The following is an 18328-nucleotide window of genomic DNA, read 5'->3' as shown; positions in this document are numbered from 1 at the left end:
TTCGCCAATTTTGTTAATAGAAGCCTAAACGCTCAGCTCCCCGCTGGCACAACACCAAGACGTAATTAATCTCTCATCTCGGTAACGTACCGGGATTCTACGAATCGCAATTCATTTGTGAGGAATTTTGCATGCCAAATATCATTGATATTCATCAACAAGCCCCATTAAGTCCCGAAAACTTACCCGTTATTATCTATCACCACAAGCGGGTTATCACCACTGAACTGTTAGCACAAGGATACGGTACGGATAGTAATAACATTCAGCAAAATTTTAAACGGAATAAAGAGAGATTCATTGAGAGTAAGCATTATAGCAGGGGCCATGTAACATGATTTATTTTACCAGTAAATATTATTTAATATCAATGTATTAGTGTAAATTTTTACAGTCAACTTATACGGCCATTGCTATATCACAAGGTAGAAGGTGAAGAGCTTAAAGCGTTCAGGAACTAATTGACAGTCATTCGGTTAATAAACACACAACACGCTGGAACCATCCCAAGATGGATACCTTCTCGGTTATCGGATGGGAAGTGCCCGCAAACCCCACTTCACTGATGAGTTAATCACCATATAAGTTCAAGATAAGGAATTTCTCTATGTCAAATGTCATCACTATCTATCAACAGGTAAAAATGTCTAGCCGTGAAATTGCTCGACTAACGGGTAAACGTCATGATCATGTGCTAGTCGACTGCCGAAAAATGTTCGAATCGCTCAATATTCAATCTCCCGAGTTTTCGGGAGATTACAAAGACACCAATGGTCGCACTTATCAGGAATATTTACTTGACCAAGATTTAACCATGACATTGGTCATGGGTTACAGTATTCCACTTCGCCATAAAGTCGCCACGCGCTGGCGGGAGCTGGAAGAGAAAGCAACACGGCCTGTCTGCATATTACCTAATTTCGAAGACCCCCCTGTTGCGGCTATGGCATGGGCAGAGCAGTTTCGCGAAAAAACCAGGTTAGCCTTAGTGAACAAAGAACAGGAAGCGGAATTACACGAGTTGAAAAACCTGTTTAAGGAAGGAATAACGACGACTCAGTTTTGCAAAATGCTCAACGGTATTAATACACAGCAGATTAATCACTGTTTAGCGGACAGAAATTGGCTTTATAACGAAAGTAAATCCCATATCCGCTGGCGTGCAACCTCTTATGCACGTGACCGATATCTGACGGAACATCAACATAAAATCAGCATTCATAGCGGTGATGACTTTATCAAGTATCAACCCGTTTTACTGCGCAAAGGGGCAATCCGATTATTTGACCTCTACCGCAAAAATAAGTTGCCAATGAAAACCCATTGGGACGGGCACTTCACCCACGAAAAAGAACTTAGCATCGCATCATAAACCCACGGAGTCACTCACCATGAAAACATAAATAGCTACAACAAGTTGCAAATAGCGACGGTGACGCAATCACCGTTTACATCACTTAACCCTAGCGCTAACAGCGGTGGCGTGAACCACCCCTGTCAGCTAACCACCATAACCTCTCTCGGAGGCTACAATGGCTAACATCGATATTACCCAATTTCCTGAATTACGGGAAGTGTTTCCTGAATTAACACCGGTGCAATTTGAAACGGCGATGCTTTTCGCGTTAGGCGTGTCACAAAAAGACATCGCCTTATTACGTTCTGTGTCCTATCCCGCAGTGAAACAGACGTTGGCAAGTGCAAAACTCAAATTTGAACCGTATTCGCTGCATGGTCTGTTTACCGTATTTCATGTCCGCCTTGCGCTTTTTGCTTTGAAGGGATGTAGAAAGCGATAGCGTCTAGCATGATAAAAATAGAAAAGAGAGTCTCTCTCGTGGAGACTATTCCATTTTATTTTTCTAATTAGACTTTCACACTGACTAAGTAATTTACCCTCATCCTAGATGGGCGTCATCCACGATGAAAGGGACTGAATAGGGTTAGGACAGATGATGAAAAAAATAACAAAGGTATCACGTTCATTACCTCTGACATCTATGATGGAAAATAGTCAAGATGTTTGGGGAATAAAAGACTGTGACTCACGTTTTATTTATACCAATCGTGCTTTTCTTGACTTTTTAAATTTGCCACAAGGATTTGATGTGATAGGGCGGCGTGATGATGAACTTCCTACGTGTATTTTAGAATTTACTTTAATCATTCAAAAACTGGAAAGAGAGGTTATAAAAAGCGGGCAAAAAATCACCCTCATTAAAACGCATTTCTTTGGTCGTGAACAGAAACTGCAACCTTATTTATACGAAACCTTTCCGTTGCATAATAAAAGAAACAAGTGCATCGGCACAGTTTTTTATGGCAGAAAACTGGCTATTATTTCACTGTCCCACTACGTAGATAAGCTAACTGCCACGCTATTATTGGACCCTCCCTCGACTCTATTTACGCAATCTGAACTGAGGATAATCTTTTATTTATTACGCACGATGAGTGCCAAGGAAATAGGTAAAAAATTGGCACGCTCCCATCGCACAATAGAAAACAGAATTCGTATTCTATACCAAAAAGCGAAAGTGCATTCATTGCGAGACTTTAAACACTTTTGTCATCAAACCGGATTTGATCGCATTGTTCCCCAAGCGTTTATACGCCCCGGGATACAGTTTATTGAGTAGGAGGTTTTCTTATGAGCAACAGACAGAGCAGAGCGAGAAAACGTGCGCTTCGTGAGCGGGAACGGGAAGCGAAAAGAAATGAAAAGAAAAATTGGTTTAACCGATTAAGAAGCTGGTTCAAGAAGAGAAAAAAGCCTAAACATCGATTGCCATAAAACCATTTTATTGCTTCTTCGAAAAACAATGCGTTTAACGTAGGGCTTCGTCTTATCAATACAAGTGGAGTACTTACATATTATCTCTAAAAAAAGGAAGCGTTATGTTACAAGACGTGATGAAAGAACCGTCAGAGAGGATTTATATTGGCGCAACCCTCTACCAAGCACTTGACACCTTTGCCGCTTCTATCAGTGCTCACTCTGAGTATAAAATCACTGCATCTCATTTTGCTCAATACCTTATCGACCACTATGGTGAAATAGCCAAAGACACAATTATTGCCACATTGAAAAATTAACAAGGTATTGACCGTCATCATGATGTTGTAATAATAGGTTTTCTAAGAACCCCAACGCGTTATAATTTTTATTATCCGCGTTTATTTATATTTATTATCCCTTCCTTTATTTTCATCACTGACAGCTTTCTCTTAGCAGAGAGAGCCTGTCATTATTTTTTATGCTTGAAATGACTTTATCTCACGCCCCCATGTGGACGGCGTGATGACGTTTTTAACCAATAAGAAGAGAGCCAGGATGAGTGAAGAAATCTTCACACTGAAAGAAGCCTGCAGATTCATGAAACTCAGTGAAAACACGCTAAAAGAGTGGATTAGAGCGGGCAGGCTGCCCTGTAACAGGACAGGCCACGATGGAAAAAGTGGGGGTTACAGAATATTAAAAACAGCGTGTATTGAATCAGTCCGTCGCAGGAATAACGACATAATCGTGAAGGCGACTGGCACACACAATGAGGAACAACGGGTATGTCAATCAAAATGCGGCACGGTGGGTGGCACTGTGATTTCGTTACGCCGGACGGTAAAAGAATTAGGCAATCTCTTGGAACAACGGACAAGCGGAAAGCACAGGAGCTGTACGATAGCTTAAAAGCTAACGCATGGAGAGAGAGTAAACTGGGCGAAATGCCACACAAAACATTTGAGGAGGCTTGTGTAAGGTGGATCAACGAAAAACAACATAAGCGATCGCTTGACGATGATAAAACGAAAATCGGGTTTTTCTTGCTGCATTTTTCAGGAAGAAATCTATCGAGTATCAATGAAGAGGAGGTGATAGAGGTGGTTTCAACCATGAAAAACCGGCGACACCGGCAACGGTGGGAATTAACCCAGAAAGCGTCATTAAAAAAGGGGAATGAGACCCCTGATTTCAAAGAAAAGCCGCCCTCGCAAGCCACCCGTAGCCAATACCTTTCTTTTATACGAGGTCTGATGCGGATTGCAGCAAATGAATGGGGATGGTTAGAAAAGCCTCTGAATTTGAAAGCCCGCAAGCCGAATGACAAGCGTGTTCGCTGGTTATCTCACGAAGAAGCCAACCGTCTGATTGCCGTGATGCATGAAAATTTCAGGCCGATAGTGGTGTTTGCGTTAGCAACCGGATTACGTCGGTCGAATATTATTAATTTAGAGTGGGACCAAATAGATATGGCAAGACAGGTTGCCTGGATCCCCCCTGAAAAGGCCAAGGCAGGCAAAGCGATAGGGGTGGCACTGAATGAAACAGCCTGTGCTGTTCTACGGGAACAGCGGGAGAGACATTCACGCTGGGTCTTCGTCAGGAGAAAAAAAGTGCCAGGTAGTGAGGGGAAAGACACGGCGATAATAACCAAATTTAGAGTCGATGATAATCGCGCGTGGCAAACTGGCTTAAAGCGCGCGGGGATCAGTGATTTCCGTTTTCATGATTTGCGGCACACCTGGGCCAGTTGGTTGGTTCAATCGGGTGTTCCCCTGTCAGCACTCCAGGAAATGGGAGGCTGGGAAAGTGTCGAGATGGTGCGTCGTTATGCTCATTTATCTCCCACTCATTTAACGGAACATGCTAAAAAGTTGGATGAGGTGATCACAATGCATGGCACGTTTCTGGCACGTGGCAAAAATAGGTAAGAAAAAAAAGGGTGCTAACCTATTGATTTACTTGGTGCGCCCTACAGGATTCGAACCTGTGACCTACGGCTTAGAAGGCCGTTGGTAAAATTATAATATATTGATTTAAAACAAAATAACTGCATTCGCAATATAACAAACCATCAAAAAACATCAATAACCATCAGTCTCCCTCAAATCGCCGTGGCACGTTTATGGCACGTAATATAATTCCCTATCATTGCACTTCCACAGACTTCCCCTCTTCGTTTTTGATTTCCCAGCCAGACTCACTCCATAAAAGTTTCCCTTTTCACTTACTATTTTTGCCGAGATTTTTACCACTTAGTTCAAAATATAAAATTCGTACTCGTCTGAGTATTCTCACAACGATTTCAAATTAACCTCCAAGACTGTATCCTCTGGCGTAGGCAATATCGACAGACTTACCTTCACATCAATAATACCAACCGGCGGTTTTTTCCAATAGGATTTAATATCCCGATGATGCGATGATGCGATGATGCGATGATGCGATGATGCGATGGTCTGATTGGCACTGACCATCATTCTGGCAGTGTCACCGGTGATGCCGAAAAAACTGTAGATTTTCGACTTAACTACAACTGTAGTATTTTGCCAAAGAAGGGCAACTGCACTGGGTAGTGTGAAGCCTGTTCCTGTAAGTCGACTCAAGAAGGCCTAGTCCTATCTCTAGTACAGCACCATAACTTACGTTCATGTTCGTGACACACATTAATTTAGTAAAACCTACTTATTATTAACCATAAAATTTATGGTATTAAATTTAATCGTGACTAATTTAATATTATATTGTGGCTTTGCCATTGTTATTCATCATATTCTTATCAGGATCATTTGTTCTCTCCTCTATTATAGTAGGCAGTAATTAATTAACCATAGATAATTTACAGTATATATCGTAAATAACATGCCAATAACAGACAATAATTTTTCATTAGCCAGAAAAGAAACAAATAAGGTATTAAGTAATCAACATCATACCTCTAAAAGTACTTTGCAAAGAATTGTTGAAGTTTCTCAAAGTGTGGAGGAACTTACAAAAAATTTAATACAAAAAGTGAAAGAAAATCCGCAACAAGATATATCCATTACAGAATATCAGGAAAATAGCCATTATCTTGATAAAGAAACTATTGCTTCTCTTAAAAAACTGGCGGAACGTTATAATGGATTCTACAAAATGGCATTTTGTCAGGCTGATTTTACTAGTCGTTCTTTAAAAAATCTAGAGCTAGCAACGCGCGGGGTGTGTTCTCCACTTGTGGAGACTTGGTTAGGTATGCGTGATCCGTTGCTGCAAAATAATTTTTTCAATTTTATAAAAACAGAAGATGGAGCTAAAAAAATAGCACAACTAAATATAAAAACATTAATTACATTCACTAAAAATGAAACACAGGATGAATATGAACTTAGATATTTTTCTGAAGACAATAGAAAATTAATTGAATTGATTAAATATTTCGGTGAGAATGATAGCGATATAATTGAATTAGCAAAAGAAAATGTTTTTATAAAAAATAAAGAAAGTATTAGAGAGCTAGTCAGTATTTTTAATAAAAATCATAAAGAATTTGTTGAGTTTGTTAAAATCATAGCCCAAGATGATAGTTTCATAAATAAATTAGTAAATAAACATAATATTATAAATGATGAAAAAATAACTGAATCATTAGTTCAATATTATAGTCTACACAAGTCAGAAATACATGATTTGGTACTAGAAGCTTACCTTACAAAAGAAGATATAATTGGATCAGCAGTTCAATATTGTTCTGATCATAATGAAAAAATAGTTAACTTATTAAAGCGATATAATAGAAATAGCAATCCAGGTGATAAAAAAATACATATAAAACACAATATAATAGATGGAATGTATGAAATAGACGAAAAAAAATACTGTTTTAGCCATATTAACGATCTAGAATCAAAATTGGGTAAGAACGCAATAGCAACATTAGAGCTACCCATTAGCGATGGTAGATATTACCTTACAATCCGTCCTTATAATGAAAAGGGACTTCATGCTGTTGGAATGTATATTGATATAAAGTCCAACACTTTTCAATTTTTTGATCCTAATTTTGGAGAATTTTTGTTTAGTTCTATTAATGATATGCAAAAATTTTTCAGGACCTTTACTATGCATAATGATACATACGACCTATCTGATTTAACTGTACAAACCTTTAGCCCGATAAACTAACCATAGGCGTTGCTGCCTGGCTCACCTTCAAAGCAACGTATTACGCTAAAAGTTCTGTCTACAACAGTCGATAATCCTTTACCTAGTAGTACATAATCTACGTAACCTGTTACTTTGTTTTTCAACTTGCTTATTCTTCAGTAGACCTCTTCGGAAACTCTCATTTATCTAATTTCCATGTTATAAATTGCTGCAATCAGATTAAATCTTAATCCAAACCGTTTTCGCCTGTTTTGATAACGATCTGATACAATTTTAAATCGTTTAATCATACCAATGACATTTTCGTTTAATACACGCAGGCTTGATAACTTACGATTGTTGCGTTTATCTTCTTGTGTTAAAGGATTTTTCTTTGTCTTTTTCTTAGGCAACGCCGAGTTTGAATGAATCTTGCCAAGCCCTTGGTAACCTGTATCTGTCACTGTTTTGATTTCAGGATGTATTCGCACACCAGACTCCTTGAACAACCTAAAATCATGGCGCCTCCCATTAGTAAATGGTTGTACAGATGACTGCGTCGCTTTTTTTATCGACGATCACTTGGGTTTTTAAGGTGGGTCGTTTCTTTTTTCCTGAGTAAAACTGCTTTTATTTTTTTTGGACGTTCAATCGGCGTTTCTGTGGCATCAATAAGAACGAGCTCATACTCCCTATCACTTTTTAATAAAGCTTTGTGTCCAGGTAGGGCAAAATCAGGATGCTTTATTAGCGTATTCTCTATCCATTTAATCGTTTCATAGCATGTGCTATCACTCACCCCATCGCTTTGGCTGACAGGAAAATAAGTGCGATATTCCCGTAGATACTCAAGGGCCATTAATAAGCGCTCTTCTAAACACAGCTTAGGTTTCCGACCTCCTTTTCCTTGCTTACACTTATCTGCTTCATTCAATATCTTTATCATCTTTTCAAATGTACTGCGTTTAATTCCGGTTAAGCGCCGAAATTTTTCCTCTTCCAGTACCTTGAGTCCCTCATATTTCATAGGGGCTCCTTGTTCAGGAGATTTTTAACAAAATTCCTACATGAATGCTAGTTTCCGAAGAAGTCTAGTGAATCCAGCGTTGTGACTTCTCTTGCAGAAGAGCTTCCTACCAACAAACTATCTACCTGCTAGTAAAAAATACAGTGGTAGCACGTTGTTACTCAGAACTCACATGATTGCCAATAAGCAATCATGTAATATTCTGCTTTTTAATTTATTTTAAAATGGAAAATAAATTAGGCGTATTGACCAGGAGGCACAGCATGTGAAGCTGGTTTTATTCCTGACGTGTTCCCTTTGGGCCAAGGGTAAACATTTCTTCCACTATTTTGGCGATTTTCAATTTGTGGACTAGAGCTTTCAGATTTTTTAACATCTTTTGCTTGACCATTACATCCAACACCATGTTGTTCGTGGAAACATTTATGAGAACGATGTCCGTTTTTTATATAGAATTCTGCTGCAGCGGCATGATCAACCATATATGGAAATTCTGAGGATCCCTTTTCCAACTGTGAAGGTGCTTTTTCTTGGGACATAGCTATACCCGTGATCAATGAAGATGCTTGATTTTGAAGTCGATAAGGATCATGCTCATAGCCATGAAAATAGAGCTGACTGCTGACCAGAAAATTACCCTCGAAGCCCAACATCGTCAAAGCCATGACCGCCGTGTCTGTGACAGGATCCGGTGTGTTTTGTTGTCCGCAGACGGCTGGACTCCCCCTATGATTGCTCACTCACAGCTCATTAATGAAACCACGGTGCGGCGCCACCTTACAGACTATCATAAACTCAACAAGCTCAAGCCTGAAAATGGCGGCTCCGATGGCTATCTCAATGCGGAACAGACCACGTCGCTGGTTGAACATCTCACCCAGCCGCTCTACCACCACAATCACCAAATTGTGGCGTATATCGCTGGACGCTGGAACATCACCTTTACCGTATCAGGTCTGTATAAAGGGTTGAAGCAGCATGGCTTTAGCTATAAAAAGCCGAAAGGTGTTCCGCATAAATTTGCCGTTGAGAAACAGCAGCAATTTATAAAGACCTACAGCGAATTGAAAGACGCCGCGGGTAATGACCCCATACTGTTTATTGATGCCGTTCATCCGACACAAGCCACCAAAATAAGCTACGGCTGGATACGAAAAGGCCAGGATAAAACGATAGAGACCACCGGGAGCAGAACGCGGTTGAATATCATGGGAGCCTTGAACATCCAGAATGTGGCTAACCCCATAATCCGTGATGATGAGACGATTAACAGCGAAAATGTGGTTCACTTCCTGTCTGCCATTCGCGCGCATTATCCCATCACGACAACGGCACATGTGATCCTCGAGGGTGCAGGCTATCACCGTTCACAGCTTGTGCAAGACGCCGCGCTTACGTTGAATATCCAGCTTCATTACCTTCCGCCGTATAGCCCGAATCTAAACCCGATAGAGCGATTGTGGAAGGTGATGAATGAGCAAACACGAAACAATAGATATTACCCATCTAAACAGAGTTTTAAGAACGATATCTTAAACTTCTTTGAAGTGAAGCTACCACAAATGGCAAGTTCTCTGGTATCTCGCTTAAACGATAATTTCCAGGCGCTAAATCCTGCATCTTGATTTCACTTGGGTATATACATCTTCCAGAGGTTTTTTTAAAAACGCTATTTTCATATATTCTCTTGGGTTTGGAAGGAACTCTATTGTTACAACAGTTGAAAGAAAAGGGGAGCACCTTGAACACTCGAGTTCGTCGCAACTGAAGCCTCACTTTTACCCACAATTTTTGTTATTAAGAATAATGAACAATCTCACATTTTCTTGCAGGATCTCATACCCTCGCCAAAGCGACATTATTCCCGGTAAACCCTCGGCACGTCGGTTAAGAAATCCTCCCAATTGACCCAGCCATGTTATTGCCTGAAGCACTGTGGGGGGATGCTCGGGAAGGCGGCTTGTTGTCTGTATTCTGCAATACAACGTTTGCCATTCTATCTTTGACAACACATCGGTGCAGGTAGCCTCAGGACACAACGCTGCCATTTTGGTCATATGCATCAGTTTGAAGGCGATAATGCTTTTGAGTGTGATCATTTTCGTTAATTGGGTTGCCGTATTTAAACGACATTGTTCAACACAACATCCTGATTTAAGTGTGTTGAAGAACTCTTCTATCTTCCATCTCAGTCTATACCCATTCACTTTCTCTTCTGCTTCAAAGGCGTCAGTGGCCGTCAAATGGGTCAATAATACCCATTCGACAGGCGCTACTCCTTCTGGAGGAGGCTGTTCTTTAACACTGATGGCAGATACGTGAACCTTTTCATGGATATGCCGTGAAGCGTCTTTATTGGTAGGCCCATAAACTAGATTATTTCTAATGGGGAGCCAGCCTGAAATGGAGCGAATATCCACATAAGCCGTTCTTGCTACCCTTTGCTGATTTTTGGGCAGGGTGAGTGCTATGGTTTTTAAAATCGGCGTCTTTGACAAGGCGGTTTGCACCGTTGTTTTTTTCCCCTTTTCATCTCATCGATAAATTTTCTGTCTTTCCGGTTGCGGATAATAAAAAATGGTTTTAGTGAGCTTGCAACCCGAAAAAGTTCGAAAATATCCGCTTCTCTGTCTCCCAGCGTGATTAAGCAGGTATCTTTGGGTATCCGCGCCGCTGTCTCGTAGAGGGTCTCTATCCACTTAATACTTTCTTTTTCTTTCATTGTCGATTGATAAAGCCGCCGCTGTTTTTCCTGAGGGGTTTCCTCTCGGGAAACACGTGACCCGCATTTAAGCGAGGATAACCCAAGCGGCAAGCCCTCCTGAGTTACCATCAAACTTGCATGAAGCATCAACCCCATTTTATGTTTGTGATAGGCTTGAGATAGACTTCCCAACCCCTCTCTTTTTATGTGAGTCAACGTTCAACTCTGATGTGTCCTGAAGAGAAAAAACCAGTGAATGCCCCTCCAGACGTTTTTGTGTTTGCACACAATGTGTACGGAATATCGCGCTCTCGCTCACTCTCTCATTGCTAAAAAATCGATAAGCTCCTTTGGCCTGTGACCAGGAACCATGACAGCTTGGGTAAATTGAACCTGACGCTTTTGATGATAAGAAGCCCGCTGTTTCAAAAAAACGCTCTTTAAGGCGTTTATCTCCGAAATCAATTTGATGAAATTCTTCACGGATCCACTCATTCCCATTACCCGTTACTGTTTTCATGTGCCTGTTTCCTGATTTAACTATTGACTCTACCAATAATCCAATTTCACCTGAATCATTTTTCATTCAACGTTGTGGGTAAAAGTGAGAACTGAAGCCTGTCGAGCACACTGTGTTTGATAACGCCCTTTTGCGTAAACGGTCATTGGTTGAAACCGTTTTTGAACAACTAAGAAATATGTGCCAAATAGAGCAGACTCGTCACCGCTCACCACAGCATTTTATCGTCAATTTACTCTGGGGCATCTGCGCTGACTGCCTTACACCATCCAAACCAAAATTAGCTCTGCATTGTGCAAATATCGTCACATTATAAAATAGTCGACTTATTCCGAACTCAAGTTAAGATTACAATCTACAAGGGGTAAGCTTAGAATGTTCAACTGGCAGGCAAACGGTGATATCTACACCATGAAAAACGCAGCCAGTGTCAAAATAGCCTGATTAAGATAACTACCCGCCTATGAATTTTACTGTATGTGAGATGACGTTTTTTGTCATCCAAAGTTTTATATAAAGTAGATGACAAATAACCACACAAATTAACGAAAATAAAAATGGATTGATATAAAATATCGCTTGTCAGAATAGTATACCATACTCTTTTCACCTGTTATATTATTTCAAAGCCTGTCATAAATAATAAAAGTAACTTTTCCATTAACATGATTATGTTAGACTTTAGTATAGAAAGGTAAAGTAATAATTTTATTTGTAAATTTATTTTTTATATTATAAAATGAGCGTTTTTTGTTTTTTAAATATGATTATATGTAATATTATAGCTCATAATAATATTTATCAAAATAATAATGAAATAATAACTATGACTAACGTTGATTTTTTAAAAAATAAAGTGGTTACAGCGTATCATCAAGCAACTACAGTGTTAAAACAATCACTTGAATTTCCTGATTTCTTAAGAAAACACACAGGAACCAGTAATTCGTCGGTAAAATTAACATCTTTTACATCAATATCAGAGCAAAATGGAGAATTAAAAAAAACGGTCATTCATGAGGCTAGTAACAATAAACACAGTTTTTTATTATCTAGTGATGATAGACGTAGTTCTTTATCATCAATGGAAAAAGATAAACTAGAACAACAAAAATCTTCAAAGTCATTACAAAAAAACGAGATAAAAAATACTGAACCTCAAGGTAAAACAAGTATTGGTAAGGACATTACCAAATTTTTTGCGTCAACAGTCGCTAAGCTAAAAACAGTGAGACCTTTTGTACCCATAATATCCAGCCAGCGGCAGGAAAATTCTTTGACAGTGAAGCAAGTTAACAATTTTAAAATGAATAAATTACAGGTTTGTATTGATTTATTGGAGCAATCACCAGTAAAAAATACACCTAAAATTATAGCACTACGCTGTGAACTACAAAATGATTTAAATACTGAACAAAATATTAATAAAAAATTAGAGATAATAGAGAATCAGGAGGCCAAAGCTGATAGTGAATACATCTTATCAGCGAAATCGTTGGTACCTGGTGTTGTTAATAAACTTGCAGCCTGTTTAAAGAAATCTCGGCCGGAGTTATCCGATAAACAAGCAAAGAAAGAGATTAAAACTCAATTCAAACAATGTGACATCAATAGACTTAACAACTCAGAATGGAATAAAATTACCAGCCAATTTTCGTTCGGCGGTCAAATGTTCAAAAGCGTGTTAACTCCGGCAGCACAAATGAAATCAGTTGGTAAACACAATATATTCGAGACCGATTATAAGGGTAAGGGTGTTTGTAGTGCTGACCAGAAAAATACCACCCATGCTGTCAATTTGTGGACCTCAGAAATTTTTATAATAGATAAAAATGGCAAGGAAACCAGAATTTTTGCAGGGGTACGTCATGCAGTGCACAGCCCTTATTTGCTAGCTAAGGGCAGTAATGAACGCAAGGTAGGGGCTGAACAACGTGCAAAAGAAATGGTTACAGCCGCTCTGTTTCTTGACAAGGACAAACTAGAGAAAGCTCGAAAAGGCCAGACCGTACAACTTCGCGTAATCTCGACCAGTCTGCTGGCACCGAAGGATATTTTAGGCTCCAAAGAAGGGCGTCAACTGGCTGATCAGATGGCTGCCTACGAGGCCTTATCGTCTCAAAAACCACTTAAACTGTCTCTGCGGGACGAAAATGGAAAACTCATCACAGTTAAAATAAATCTCGACATTGCTGCATTCAATTTTCCTGTGAATGAAAGAGGACTGAAACTGGGCTTCGGCATAAAAACGTCTGATAAATATAACCAGTCCGGCTTGACTAAACTGCTGGGTGATCTCTCACCCAAAGCAAAATTAGGCGGCTGGGTTGGCAATTATCTTGAAGGTAAACCTAAACCTGAGAATGCTGAAAGAGTACATGCATTGGCAAAACAACTAAAAACGATGTTGGCTGACAAGGCTCATCATAATGATGCGGGAGATGCATACAAGGCCGCGAGGGTGATGATTTTACTAGCCTATGAAATTGGCATCACCCCTGCTTTTAACTGCAAAAGTGGTAAAGATCGCACTGGTATGCTAGATGCTGAAATAAAACGTGAAGTGGTCTTCATGCACCAGGCAAAAGATAAGCTACCGAGCAAACCTGGTCCTCTTGATGCCAGCGGTAGTAAGTTATTACAGGCAGTGTTACTCCACAGCGGAAATCTTGAAATACAAGAACAAAATACGGGTGCTGAAGGCAATAAAGTTCTTGGTAAGCACAGGCTGCGGGACATCTTAGGACTGGGCTTATCTACGCGCCAAAAGCGCATTATAAACCAACAGGTTGCAGACCAAGCTCGTGGCTTGTCTGGCCTTGTTTAGGGAGATATCATGGAAAATTTATTACTCGCTTTATATCAAAACTTTAGCCTTATCCCTGAGAATGAAGATAACCTTATTCGGATTATGGATGGTGATAAGGAACGATGGATTTTTATTTCGGAAGATGACGATAACGGCACACTGACCCTTTTCTGTGCGTTGTCATCACCACCCGTCGATAGTGATAGCCTAATGAAATTACTGACGTTCAATTTTGAGAGTGAAGTTGTTTTTGGCATAGCAGGCAAGCGTATAGTCGCTATGATCCGCCTCGATCCCGAAGCATCGCCAGATGTTATGGCGGAGAAATTTAAGCTATTGCTCACCAAGATACATGACGCAGCACAGGTATTACGGATTGACGAAAACTAGAAACAAAACTGTTAATCTTTCTCAATTGACTACACACTAGACTCATCTTCTTGCTCGTTATAGCGGCGCAATTTAATTTTGATTGCCTAACGGATACATTAGACTTGTTGCTTAAAATAACCCTTTCAATCGTACATATAATAGTTACCGTCCGTACAAAACGGGCATCAGACACTCAATACTTTTATACTCGTAAAAAGTATTTATAATAATAGGTATTTACACAATTGAATCAGGGTGAGAGCACGAATATTTTTTAATCTAAAAATACATATTATTTATATTTTATTAGTTCAGGAAATAGAAGAGAATATTTTTCAAGCACTAGTTAGATTAAATATTAATCAATTTTTTATTTTTTGCCAATTCGTATTCTTGTCCTAGATGGTTCATTGAGTTGTAAAACGAAAAAAATTTACTATAAACAAAATAAATTACACTTTATTAGAAGATAAATTTATTAAAAAGAGTCTAATGAATAATAATGTTTTTATGATTAAATAATATCGTGGCAGGTGAAAATGGGCGACAGTATATACTTAAATTCTGGCGGAAAACTTGTTGAAGTGACTTTTGAAAGGATAAAGTCTATTTTCAATAAAGATAAAAAAAAGCGACACACATGAGTTTTCTTTATCGTTTTTTTGATTTATTTAGAAGTGAACGTAGAAAAGAAAAATTCGAACGATTGTATCATGAATTAAATAATAATTCTGGGGTATAAGATGATATAGCTATACTTTTTAATTTTGATTACAATGTAAAAAAATAATCCAAACGAGCTAAAGATGAGTTATTCAGTTGATTTTCGGCGAAAAGTCCTGAGTATTCGAGAGCAGGAAGGCCTGAGCATAAGAGAAACAGCGAAGCGCTTCCACATTGGCACGGATCCGCTAACGCGTTGGCTGAGGCGAATAGAGCCACAGCAGTCTGGCTCGCGTCGGCGTAAGATTGACAAAAAAGTCCTAGTCAAAGATGTTGAGCGTTATCCAGATGCTTACCAACGGGAACGTGCGGCCCGTTAAGGCCGCACTAACGTGATTGGCGCCTTATTGGGCTTTACCGCTGATAGCGTTCGGACTCTTTACCTGTTCAATTAACAGTGATGTTTTTTACACCTGGGTCACACAACTGCTCCTCCCTTCTCTCCCTAAAAATTGTGTCATCGTCATGGACAACGCCAGTTTCCACAAGCGTCAGGACATTCAACACGCGATTATCAACGCCAGGCATCTAACTGGCGTATGGCCTGCTGAAATCAGGCATCCCTTTTGATGCAAAAATAGCGCTTGCCAAGACGTAATTAAGACGGTACCTGAGCTAAAGCTTGTTGGCGAAATTTCACTGGATATGTCGTCGCAATATTATATTTCAATTTATATGGAGTCAGCTATATCTGTCGTCTTGCTCTGAACGAAGGTTCCTTTCTGTACTCTTCCAACGTCCAATGTAGCCTTATTTGAAATCTGTTGTATGACACCAGTCATACTTCACTTCCAGGACGGGATTCCCCTTTGTATTGTTTGTAATCAATATAGCAGGGACCGTATAAATTGACTGTAAAAATTTACACTAATACATTGATATTAAATAATATTTACTGGTAAAACCCATCATGTTACATGGTCCCCGCTATAAGATTTATATTTAAGTATTTTGCAGGCGAAATTTTCTCATATATTTAATTAATATACATAAATTGAGTTTTTATGATCTAAAATTGGCTAATTAATGAGTTGAATCCCGCCCTGACCTCAGAGGCTTTGTACGTCAAACGAATACTTATTAGCTATTTTATACTAAAAATTGGTCAATACAAAACCACTATTGGTATGTCATTGTAAGCATCACTGAACCGATTATCTTATTATTTATTTTTATGAAGATACATTAGGTTGTTACTCTTATCATTACATGAAAATTATAATAAATAGAAAATGACCAATAAAAATAATTAACAAAAACCAAAAAATATTATAGCCACGTAAAATTAATTAGTAATAAAAGGATAACCACATGGATATTGAATTGGAATTTTTTAGAGATTATAAATTTAAAGGAAATATTTATACAAAATGTACTAGTGATTTCTATACGGGAGAAATAAAATATATTTTATTTGAACACAAAACAGCTCATTCTGATAAAAAAGGAGACCTTGAAGAGAAAATAATTATTTCTGAGAAAAAAGAAAATGCTAATAAGCTGGTTTGTTTTTCAAATTTACCTATCTCTGTGTATTCAGTTTCAGCATTCATTGGTGAAAAAAAATTACACTCGGCTAAAATGGATATTCCGTCAACATCGATATCAATGGCTTCAATTAATATTCCTACACCTAATCTAAAAGGAGGATTAAAACTAGATAGTAAAGAACATAATACACTTAGTGTGATGTTCTTCCCCGACGGGTTTAATTGTCTACAGGCACTCCAAGAAAAATCACCACAGGCAGTTCCCATATATACAAAATGGAAAGATAAAATAAAATTCGTCCAAAGCTTTAACCCAAAAGATATCGAAAAAAAGATTGAGTTTTACTCCCAATTCGAACAATGTTTTAACATTTTTGACGTAGAAACAGATCTTTCTGATGAGGAGTTACTTAGTTTAGCCAAAGAATTAGAGTCGCATATTTTTGTAAAATATTGCTCTTTATCAATAGATCCTGATTATTTTATACCTCCATCAGAAGTTAACGATCTTGCTTTTAATGCCGAGAATAATTCTATAACGGATACACCTGATTTTTCATCTAAACAAGGTTATCTGGATGAAGGTGTAGGAATGAATGTCAGGGCCGCCTAGAAAAATGGTGTGACCGGAAAGGGGGCAACTGTCCGTCACCTCGACTTTGGCGTGTACCATGCACACGAAGATCTCAAAGGAAATATTACTGTAATTAATAGTAGAGCAGGAGACTGTAACCATGGAACTGCCTCTACGGGCTGTATCGCTGCAATAGGAAATGACTATGGCGTGACAGGAATTGCACATAATTGTCACTTCTTTTTTTACGATACAGGAGATCTAAATAAAATAGTTAGGGATGTGGAACCAGGAGATATTATCAGTATAGATAACCAATTTAAACTGGGCTCATACTACGTACCTATGGTTCATAGTAAAGATTACTGGAACAAGTTTAAACTCTGTGTCGATGCTGGGGCTATTGTCATTTACGCCGGGGGCAATGGAGGGCAAAATTTAAAGAGCCTCGCACCATTTAATAACTGGGGATCGAGTGGAGCCATTATGATTGGGGCATGTCATTCTGAAAATGGCCGAAAAATTAGTGCCTCTAATTACAACCACGATAAAGTGATCAATTCATGGGGTATGAAAGTCACCACGACAGGATACGGTGACCTTCAAAGGGTGGAAGGTAGTAATAGAAACTATACTTCCTCGTACAGTGGTACATCAAGTGCTACACCATTAGTGGCTGGCGCGTTAGCACTGATTCAGTCCTACGCAAAAACCAAATATCATGTGGTTTTTAATGCTTTTGATATGCATCAAATTATCGAAGAAAGTGGATATAAAGATGCAAAAGGAGAAGATATCGGTTACAGACCGAATGTAATCGAAGCCCTAAAACGGGTAGATGAAAAAATGATCCCCTTTGTACCAGCGCTACCATTGTGGAATAAAGATAAAGAATATGATAATTACGGCCACGAAGTGAGTTGGGCTAATAAAAATTGGGCCAATAAAAATTGGGTTAAGGGTACGGAGCCGGGCACTGAGAGAGGACAAGACGACTGTCCCTGGGTTGAAATAGGCAGTAATGAATATATAAAAGAATGGTGGGTTGTTAAAAAGCCCCTCTCCCAGGCGAAAAGCACATAGTCCGTCCTGATTAGCAAGAAATCTAAGCCAAGTCTCCAATAATTATGCTTAAAAAAATAACTCATTGATTTAAAATTATTTTAATTTCAACAAGGGAATTATCTTTCCATATCGAAAAATGG

At 38.9% G+C, this 18328-nt stretch carries 21 protein-coding genes, 1 tRNA gene and 2 pseudogenes; 17 read left to right on the top strand and 7 right to left on the bottom strand.

Annotation, left to right across the window (positions count from 1 at the left end; genetic code table 11):
- Nucleotides 1-131: 131 nt before the first annotated feature.
- The 8 genes from AAHH42_RS12720 to AAHH42_RS12690 all read left to right on the top strand — a co-directional run bounded on the left by AAHH42_RS12720 (nucleotide 132) and on the right by AAHH42_RS12690 (nucleotide 4710).
- Nucleotides 132-338 (top strand): ORF6N domain-containing protein, encoded by a 207-nt coding sequence (locus AAHH42_RS12720; protein ID WP_119797157.1) that lies wholly within the window; start codon nucleotides 132-134, stop codon nucleotides 336-338.
- A gap of 269 nt (nucleotides 339-607) precedes the next feature.
- The gene (locus AAHH42_RS12715) at nucleotides 608-1372 is read left to right on the top strand and encodes a Rha family transcriptional regulator (RefSeq protein WP_342221294.1); all 765 of its coding nucleotides are present in this window, start codon (nucleotides 608-610) and stop codon (nucleotides 1370-1372) included.
- Between the two features lie 160 nt (nucleotides 1373-1532).
- On the top strand, nucleotides 1533-1799 hold the full coding sequence (locus AAHH42_RS12710) for a transcriptional regulator (protein ID WP_342221025.1): 267 nt from the start codon (nucleotides 1533-1535) through the stop codon (nucleotides 1797-1799).
- Between the two features lie 153 nt (nucleotides 1800-1952).
- Nucleotides 1953-2639 (top strand): helix-turn-helix transcriptional regulator, encoded by a 687-nt coding sequence (locus AAHH42_RS12705; protein WP_342221217.1) that lies wholly within the window; start codon nucleotides 1953-1955, stop codon nucleotides 2637-2639.
- Between the two features lie 11 nt (nucleotides 2640-2650).
- The gene (locus AAHH42_RS12700; RefSeq protein ID WP_162920480.1) at nucleotides 2651-2794 is read left to right on the top strand and encodes a hypothetical protein; all 144 of its coding nucleotides are present in this window, start codon (nucleotides 2651-2653) and stop codon (nucleotides 2792-2794) included.
- A 104-nt stretch (nucleotides 2795-2898) separates the two neighbouring features.
- Nucleotides 2899-3096, top strand: coding sequence for a hypothetical protein (locus tag AAHH42_RS12695; RefSeq protein WP_342221216.1), 198 nt, complete (start codon nucleotides 2899-2901; stop codon nucleotides 3094-3096).
- A gap of 205 nt (nucleotides 3097-3301) precedes the next feature.
- Nucleotides 3302-3688, top strand: a complete 387-nt coding sequence (locus AAHH42_RS14945) for a helix-turn-helix domain-containing protein (protein WP_072551071.1) — start codon at nucleotides 3302-3304, stop codon at nucleotides 3686-3688.
- Nucleotides 3577-4710, top strand: coding sequence for a tyrosine-type recombinase/integrase (locus tag AAHH42_RS12690; protein ID WP_425286328.1), 1134 nt, complete (start codon nucleotides 3577-3579; stop codon nucleotides 4708-4710). The genes AAHH42_RS14945 and AAHH42_RS12690 overlap by 112 nt, the downstream gene beginning before the upstream one ends.
- A gap of 32 nt (nucleotides 4711-4742) precedes the next feature.
- On the opposite strand, the gene AAHH42_RS12685 is transcribed toward AAHH42_RS12690, so the two are convergent.
- Both AAHH42_RS12685 and AAHH42_RS12680 read right to left on the bottom strand, forming a co-directional pair.
- A tRNA-Ser gene (locus AAHH42_RS12685) sits at nucleotides 4743-4839 on the bottom strand.
- Between the two features lie 234 nt (nucleotides 4840-5073).
- Nucleotides 5074-5259 (bottom strand): hypothetical protein, encoded by a 186-nt coding sequence (locus AAHH42_RS12680; RefSeq protein ID WP_119797379.1) that lies wholly within the window; start codon nucleotides 5257-5259, stop codon nucleotides 5074-5076.
- A gap of 382 nt (nucleotides 5260-5641) precedes the next feature.
- On the opposite strand from AAHH42_RS12680, the gene AAHH42_RS12675 reads away from it, so the two are divergent.
- Nucleotides 5642-6943, top strand: coding sequence for a YopT-type cysteine protease domain-containing protein (locus AAHH42_RS12675; RefSeq protein WP_342221293.1), 1302 nt, complete (start codon nucleotides 5642-5644; stop codon nucleotides 6941-6943).
- A gap of 164 nt (nucleotides 6944-7107) precedes the next feature.
- On the opposite strand, the pseudogene AAHH42_RS12670 reads toward AAHH42_RS12675, so the two are convergent.
- Both AAHH42_RS12670 and AAHH42_RS12665 read right to left on the bottom strand, forming a co-directional pair.
- Nucleotides 7108-7931 (bottom strand): annotated as a pseudogene (locus tag AAHH42_RS12670) (IS5 family transposase).
- A 236-nt stretch (nucleotides 7932-8167) separates the two neighbouring features.
- Complete coding sequence (locus AAHH42_RS12665; protein WP_342221292.1) at nucleotides 8168-8470, bottom strand: hypothetical protein; 303 nt, start codon at nucleotides 8468-8470, stop codon at nucleotides 8168-8170.
- Nucleotides 8471-8533: 63 nt separating this feature from the next.
- Between AAHH42_RS12665 and AAHH42_RS12660 the strand changes: the two genes are divergently transcribed.
- Nucleotides 8534-9556 (top strand): IS630 family transposase, encoded by a 1023-nt coding sequence (locus tag AAHH42_RS12660; RefSeq protein ID WP_119797033.1) that lies wholly within the window; start codon nucleotides 8534-8536, stop codon nucleotides 9554-9556.
- A gap of 153 nt (nucleotides 9557-9709) precedes the next feature.
- Here AAHH42_RS12660 and AAHH42_RS12655 read toward each other — a convergent pair whose 3' ends face one another.
- From AAHH42_RS12655 to AAHH42_RS12645, 3 genes are read right to left on the bottom strand one after another with little or no spacing between them, the layout of a single operon-like run.
- On the bottom strand, nucleotides 9710-10441 hold the full coding sequence (locus AAHH42_RS12655) for an IS4 family transposase (protein WP_342221291.1): 732 nt from the start codon (nucleotides 10439-10441) through the stop codon (nucleotides 9710-9712).
- Nucleotides 10408-10851, bottom strand: a complete 444-nt coding sequence (locus tag AAHH42_RS12650) for a hypothetical protein (protein WP_342221290.1) — start codon at nucleotides 10849-10851, stop codon at nucleotides 10408-10410. The genes AAHH42_RS12655 and AAHH42_RS12650 overlap by 34 nt, the downstream gene beginning before the upstream one ends.
- The gene (locus tag AAHH42_RS12645; protein WP_342221289.1) at nucleotides 10793-11221 is read right to left on the bottom strand and encodes an IS4/Tn5 family transposase DNA-binding protein; all 429 of its coding nucleotides are present in this window, start codon (nucleotides 11219-11221) and stop codon (nucleotides 10793-10795) included. The genes AAHH42_RS12650 and AAHH42_RS12645 overlap by 59 nt, the downstream gene beginning before the upstream one ends.
- 25 nt (nucleotides 11222-11246) lie before the next feature.
- Here AAHH42_RS12645 and AAHH42_RS12640 point away from each other — a divergent pair.
- From AAHH42_RS12640 to AAHH42_RS12610, 7 genes and pseudogenes are all read left to right on the top strand, one after another.
- Nucleotides 11247-11471 (top strand): annotated as a pseudogene (locus AAHH42_RS12640) (transposase); the annotation flags it as partial.
- A 510-nt stretch (nucleotides 11472-11981) separates the two neighbouring features.
- Nucleotides 11982-13982 carry an inositol phosphate phosphatase SopB gene (locus AAHH42_RS12635; RefSeq protein ID WP_342221288.1) on the top strand — a complete coding sequence of 667 codons (2001 nt, stop codon included), beginning with the start codon at nucleotides 11982-11984 and terminating at the stop codon, nucleotides 13980-13982.
- A gap of 9 nt (nucleotides 13983-13991) precedes the next feature.
- Entirely contained in the window at nucleotides 13992-14354 is a 363-nt protein-coding gene (locus tag AAHH42_RS12630; RefSeq protein WP_342221287.1) for a hypothetical protein, read from the top strand.
- Between the two features lie 788 nt (nucleotides 14355-15142).
- Nucleotides 15143-15379 (top strand): IS630 transposase-related protein, encoded by a 237-nt coding sequence (locus AAHH42_RS12625; protein ID WP_342221286.1) that lies wholly within the window; start codon nucleotides 15143-15145, stop codon nucleotides 15377-15379.
- A 16-nt stretch (nucleotides 15380-15395) separates the two neighbouring features.
- A complete protein-coding gene (locus tag AAHH42_RS12620) occupies nucleotides 15396-15629 on the top strand; it encodes a transposase (RefSeq protein ID WP_342221285.1) in 234 nt (77 codons plus the stop codon).
- Nucleotides 15630-16370: 741 nt separating this feature from the next.
- Nucleotides 16371-17162: a hypothetical protein gene (locus tag AAHH42_RS12615; RefSeq protein ID WP_342221284.1), complete on the top strand. Its 792-nt coding sequence runs from the start codon at nucleotides 16371-16373 to the stop codon at nucleotides 17160-17162.
- A 9-nt stretch (nucleotides 17163-17171) separates the two neighbouring features.
- Nucleotides 17172-18206, top strand: coding sequence for a S8 family peptidase (locus AAHH42_RS12610; RefSeq protein WP_342221283.1), 1035 nt, complete (start codon nucleotides 17172-17174; stop codon nucleotides 18204-18206).
- Nucleotides 18207-18328: the final 122 nt, after the last annotated feature.

This window comes from Candidatus Fukatsuia endosymbiont of Tuberolachnus salignus, from assembly GCF_964030845.1.
Classification (GTDB): domain Bacteria; phylum Pseudomonadota; class Gammaproteobacteria; order Enterobacterales; family Enterobacteriaceae; genus Fukatsuia; species Fukatsuia symbiotica.
The sequence above is the reverse complement of the archived record's forward strand: the minus strand, read 5'-3'. Positions and strand labels throughout refer to the sequence as shown.

What these genes read in the sequence shown, in the direction of transcription:
- AAHH42_RS12720 (WP_119797157.1), top strand. Translation starts at nt 132, where the DNA reads ATGCCAAATATCATTGATATTCATCAACAAGCCCCATTAAGTCCCGAA.
- AAHH42_RS12715 (WP_342221294.1), top strand. Translation starts at nt 608, where the DNA reads ATGTCAAATGTCATCACTATCTATCAACAGGTAAAAATGTCTAGCCGT.
- AAHH42_RS12710 (WP_342221025.1), top strand. Translation starts at nt 1,533, where the DNA reads ATGGCTAACATCGATATTACCCAATTTCCTGAATTACGGGAAGTGTTT.
- AAHH42_RS12705 (WP_342221217.1), top strand. Translation starts at nt 1,953, where the DNA reads ATGATGAAAAAAATAACAAAGGTATCACGTTCATTACCTCTGACATCT.
- AAHH42_RS12700 (WP_162920480.1), top strand. Translation starts at nt 2,651, where the DNA reads ATGAGCAACAGACAGAGCAGAGCGAGAAAACGTGCGCTTCGTGAGCGG.
- AAHH42_RS12695 (WP_342221216.1), top strand. Translation starts at nt 2,899, where the DNA reads ATGTTACAAGACGTGATGAAAGAACCGTCAGAGAGGATTTATATTGGC.
- AAHH42_RS14945 (WP_072551071.1), top strand. Translation starts at nt 3,302, where the DNA reads ATGACGTTTTTAACCAATAAGAAGAGAGCCAGGATGAGTGAAGAAATC.
- AAHH42_RS12690 (WP_425286328.1), top strand. Translation starts at nt 3,577, where the DNA reads ATGCGGCACGGTGGGTGGCACTGTGATTTCGTTACGCCGGACGGTAAA.
- AAHH42_RS12680 (WP_119797379.1), bottom strand. Translation starts at nt 5,259, where the DNA reads ATGATGGTCAGTGCCAATCAGACCATCGCATCATCGCATCATCGCATC.
- AAHH42_RS12675 (WP_342221293.1), top strand. Translation starts at nt 5,642, where the DNA reads ATGCCAATAACAGACAATAATTTTTCATTAGCCAGAAAAGAAACAAAT.
- AAHH42_RS12665 (WP_342221292.1), bottom strand. Translation starts at nt 8,470, where the DNA reads ATGTCCCAAGAAAAAGCACCTTCACAGTTGGAAAAGGGATCCTCAGAA.
- AAHH42_RS12660 (WP_119797033.1), top strand. Translation starts at nt 8,534, where the DNA reads ATGAAAATAGAGCTGACTGCTGACCAGAAAATTACCCTCGAAGCCCAA.
- AAHH42_RS12645 (WP_342221289.1), bottom strand. Translation starts at nt 11,221, where the DNA reads ATGAAAAATGATTCAGGTGAAATTGGATTATTGGTAGAGTCAATAGTT.
- AAHH42_RS12635 (WP_342221288.1), top strand. Translation starts at nt 11,982, where the DNA reads ATGACTAACGTTGATTTTTTAAAAAATAAAGTGGTTACAGCGTATCAT.
- AAHH42_RS12630 (WP_342221287.1), top strand. Translation starts at nt 13,992, where the DNA reads ATGGAAAATTTATTACTCGCTTTATATCAAAACTTTAGCCTTATCCCT.
- AAHH42_RS12625 (WP_342221286.1), top strand. Translation starts at nt 15,143, where the DNA reads ATGAGTTATTCAGTTGATTTTCGGCGAAAAGTCCTGAGTATTCGAGAG.
- AAHH42_RS12615 (WP_342221284.1), top strand. Translation starts at nt 16,371, where the DNA reads ATGGATATTGAATTGGAATTTTTTAGAGATTATAAATTTAAAGGAAAT.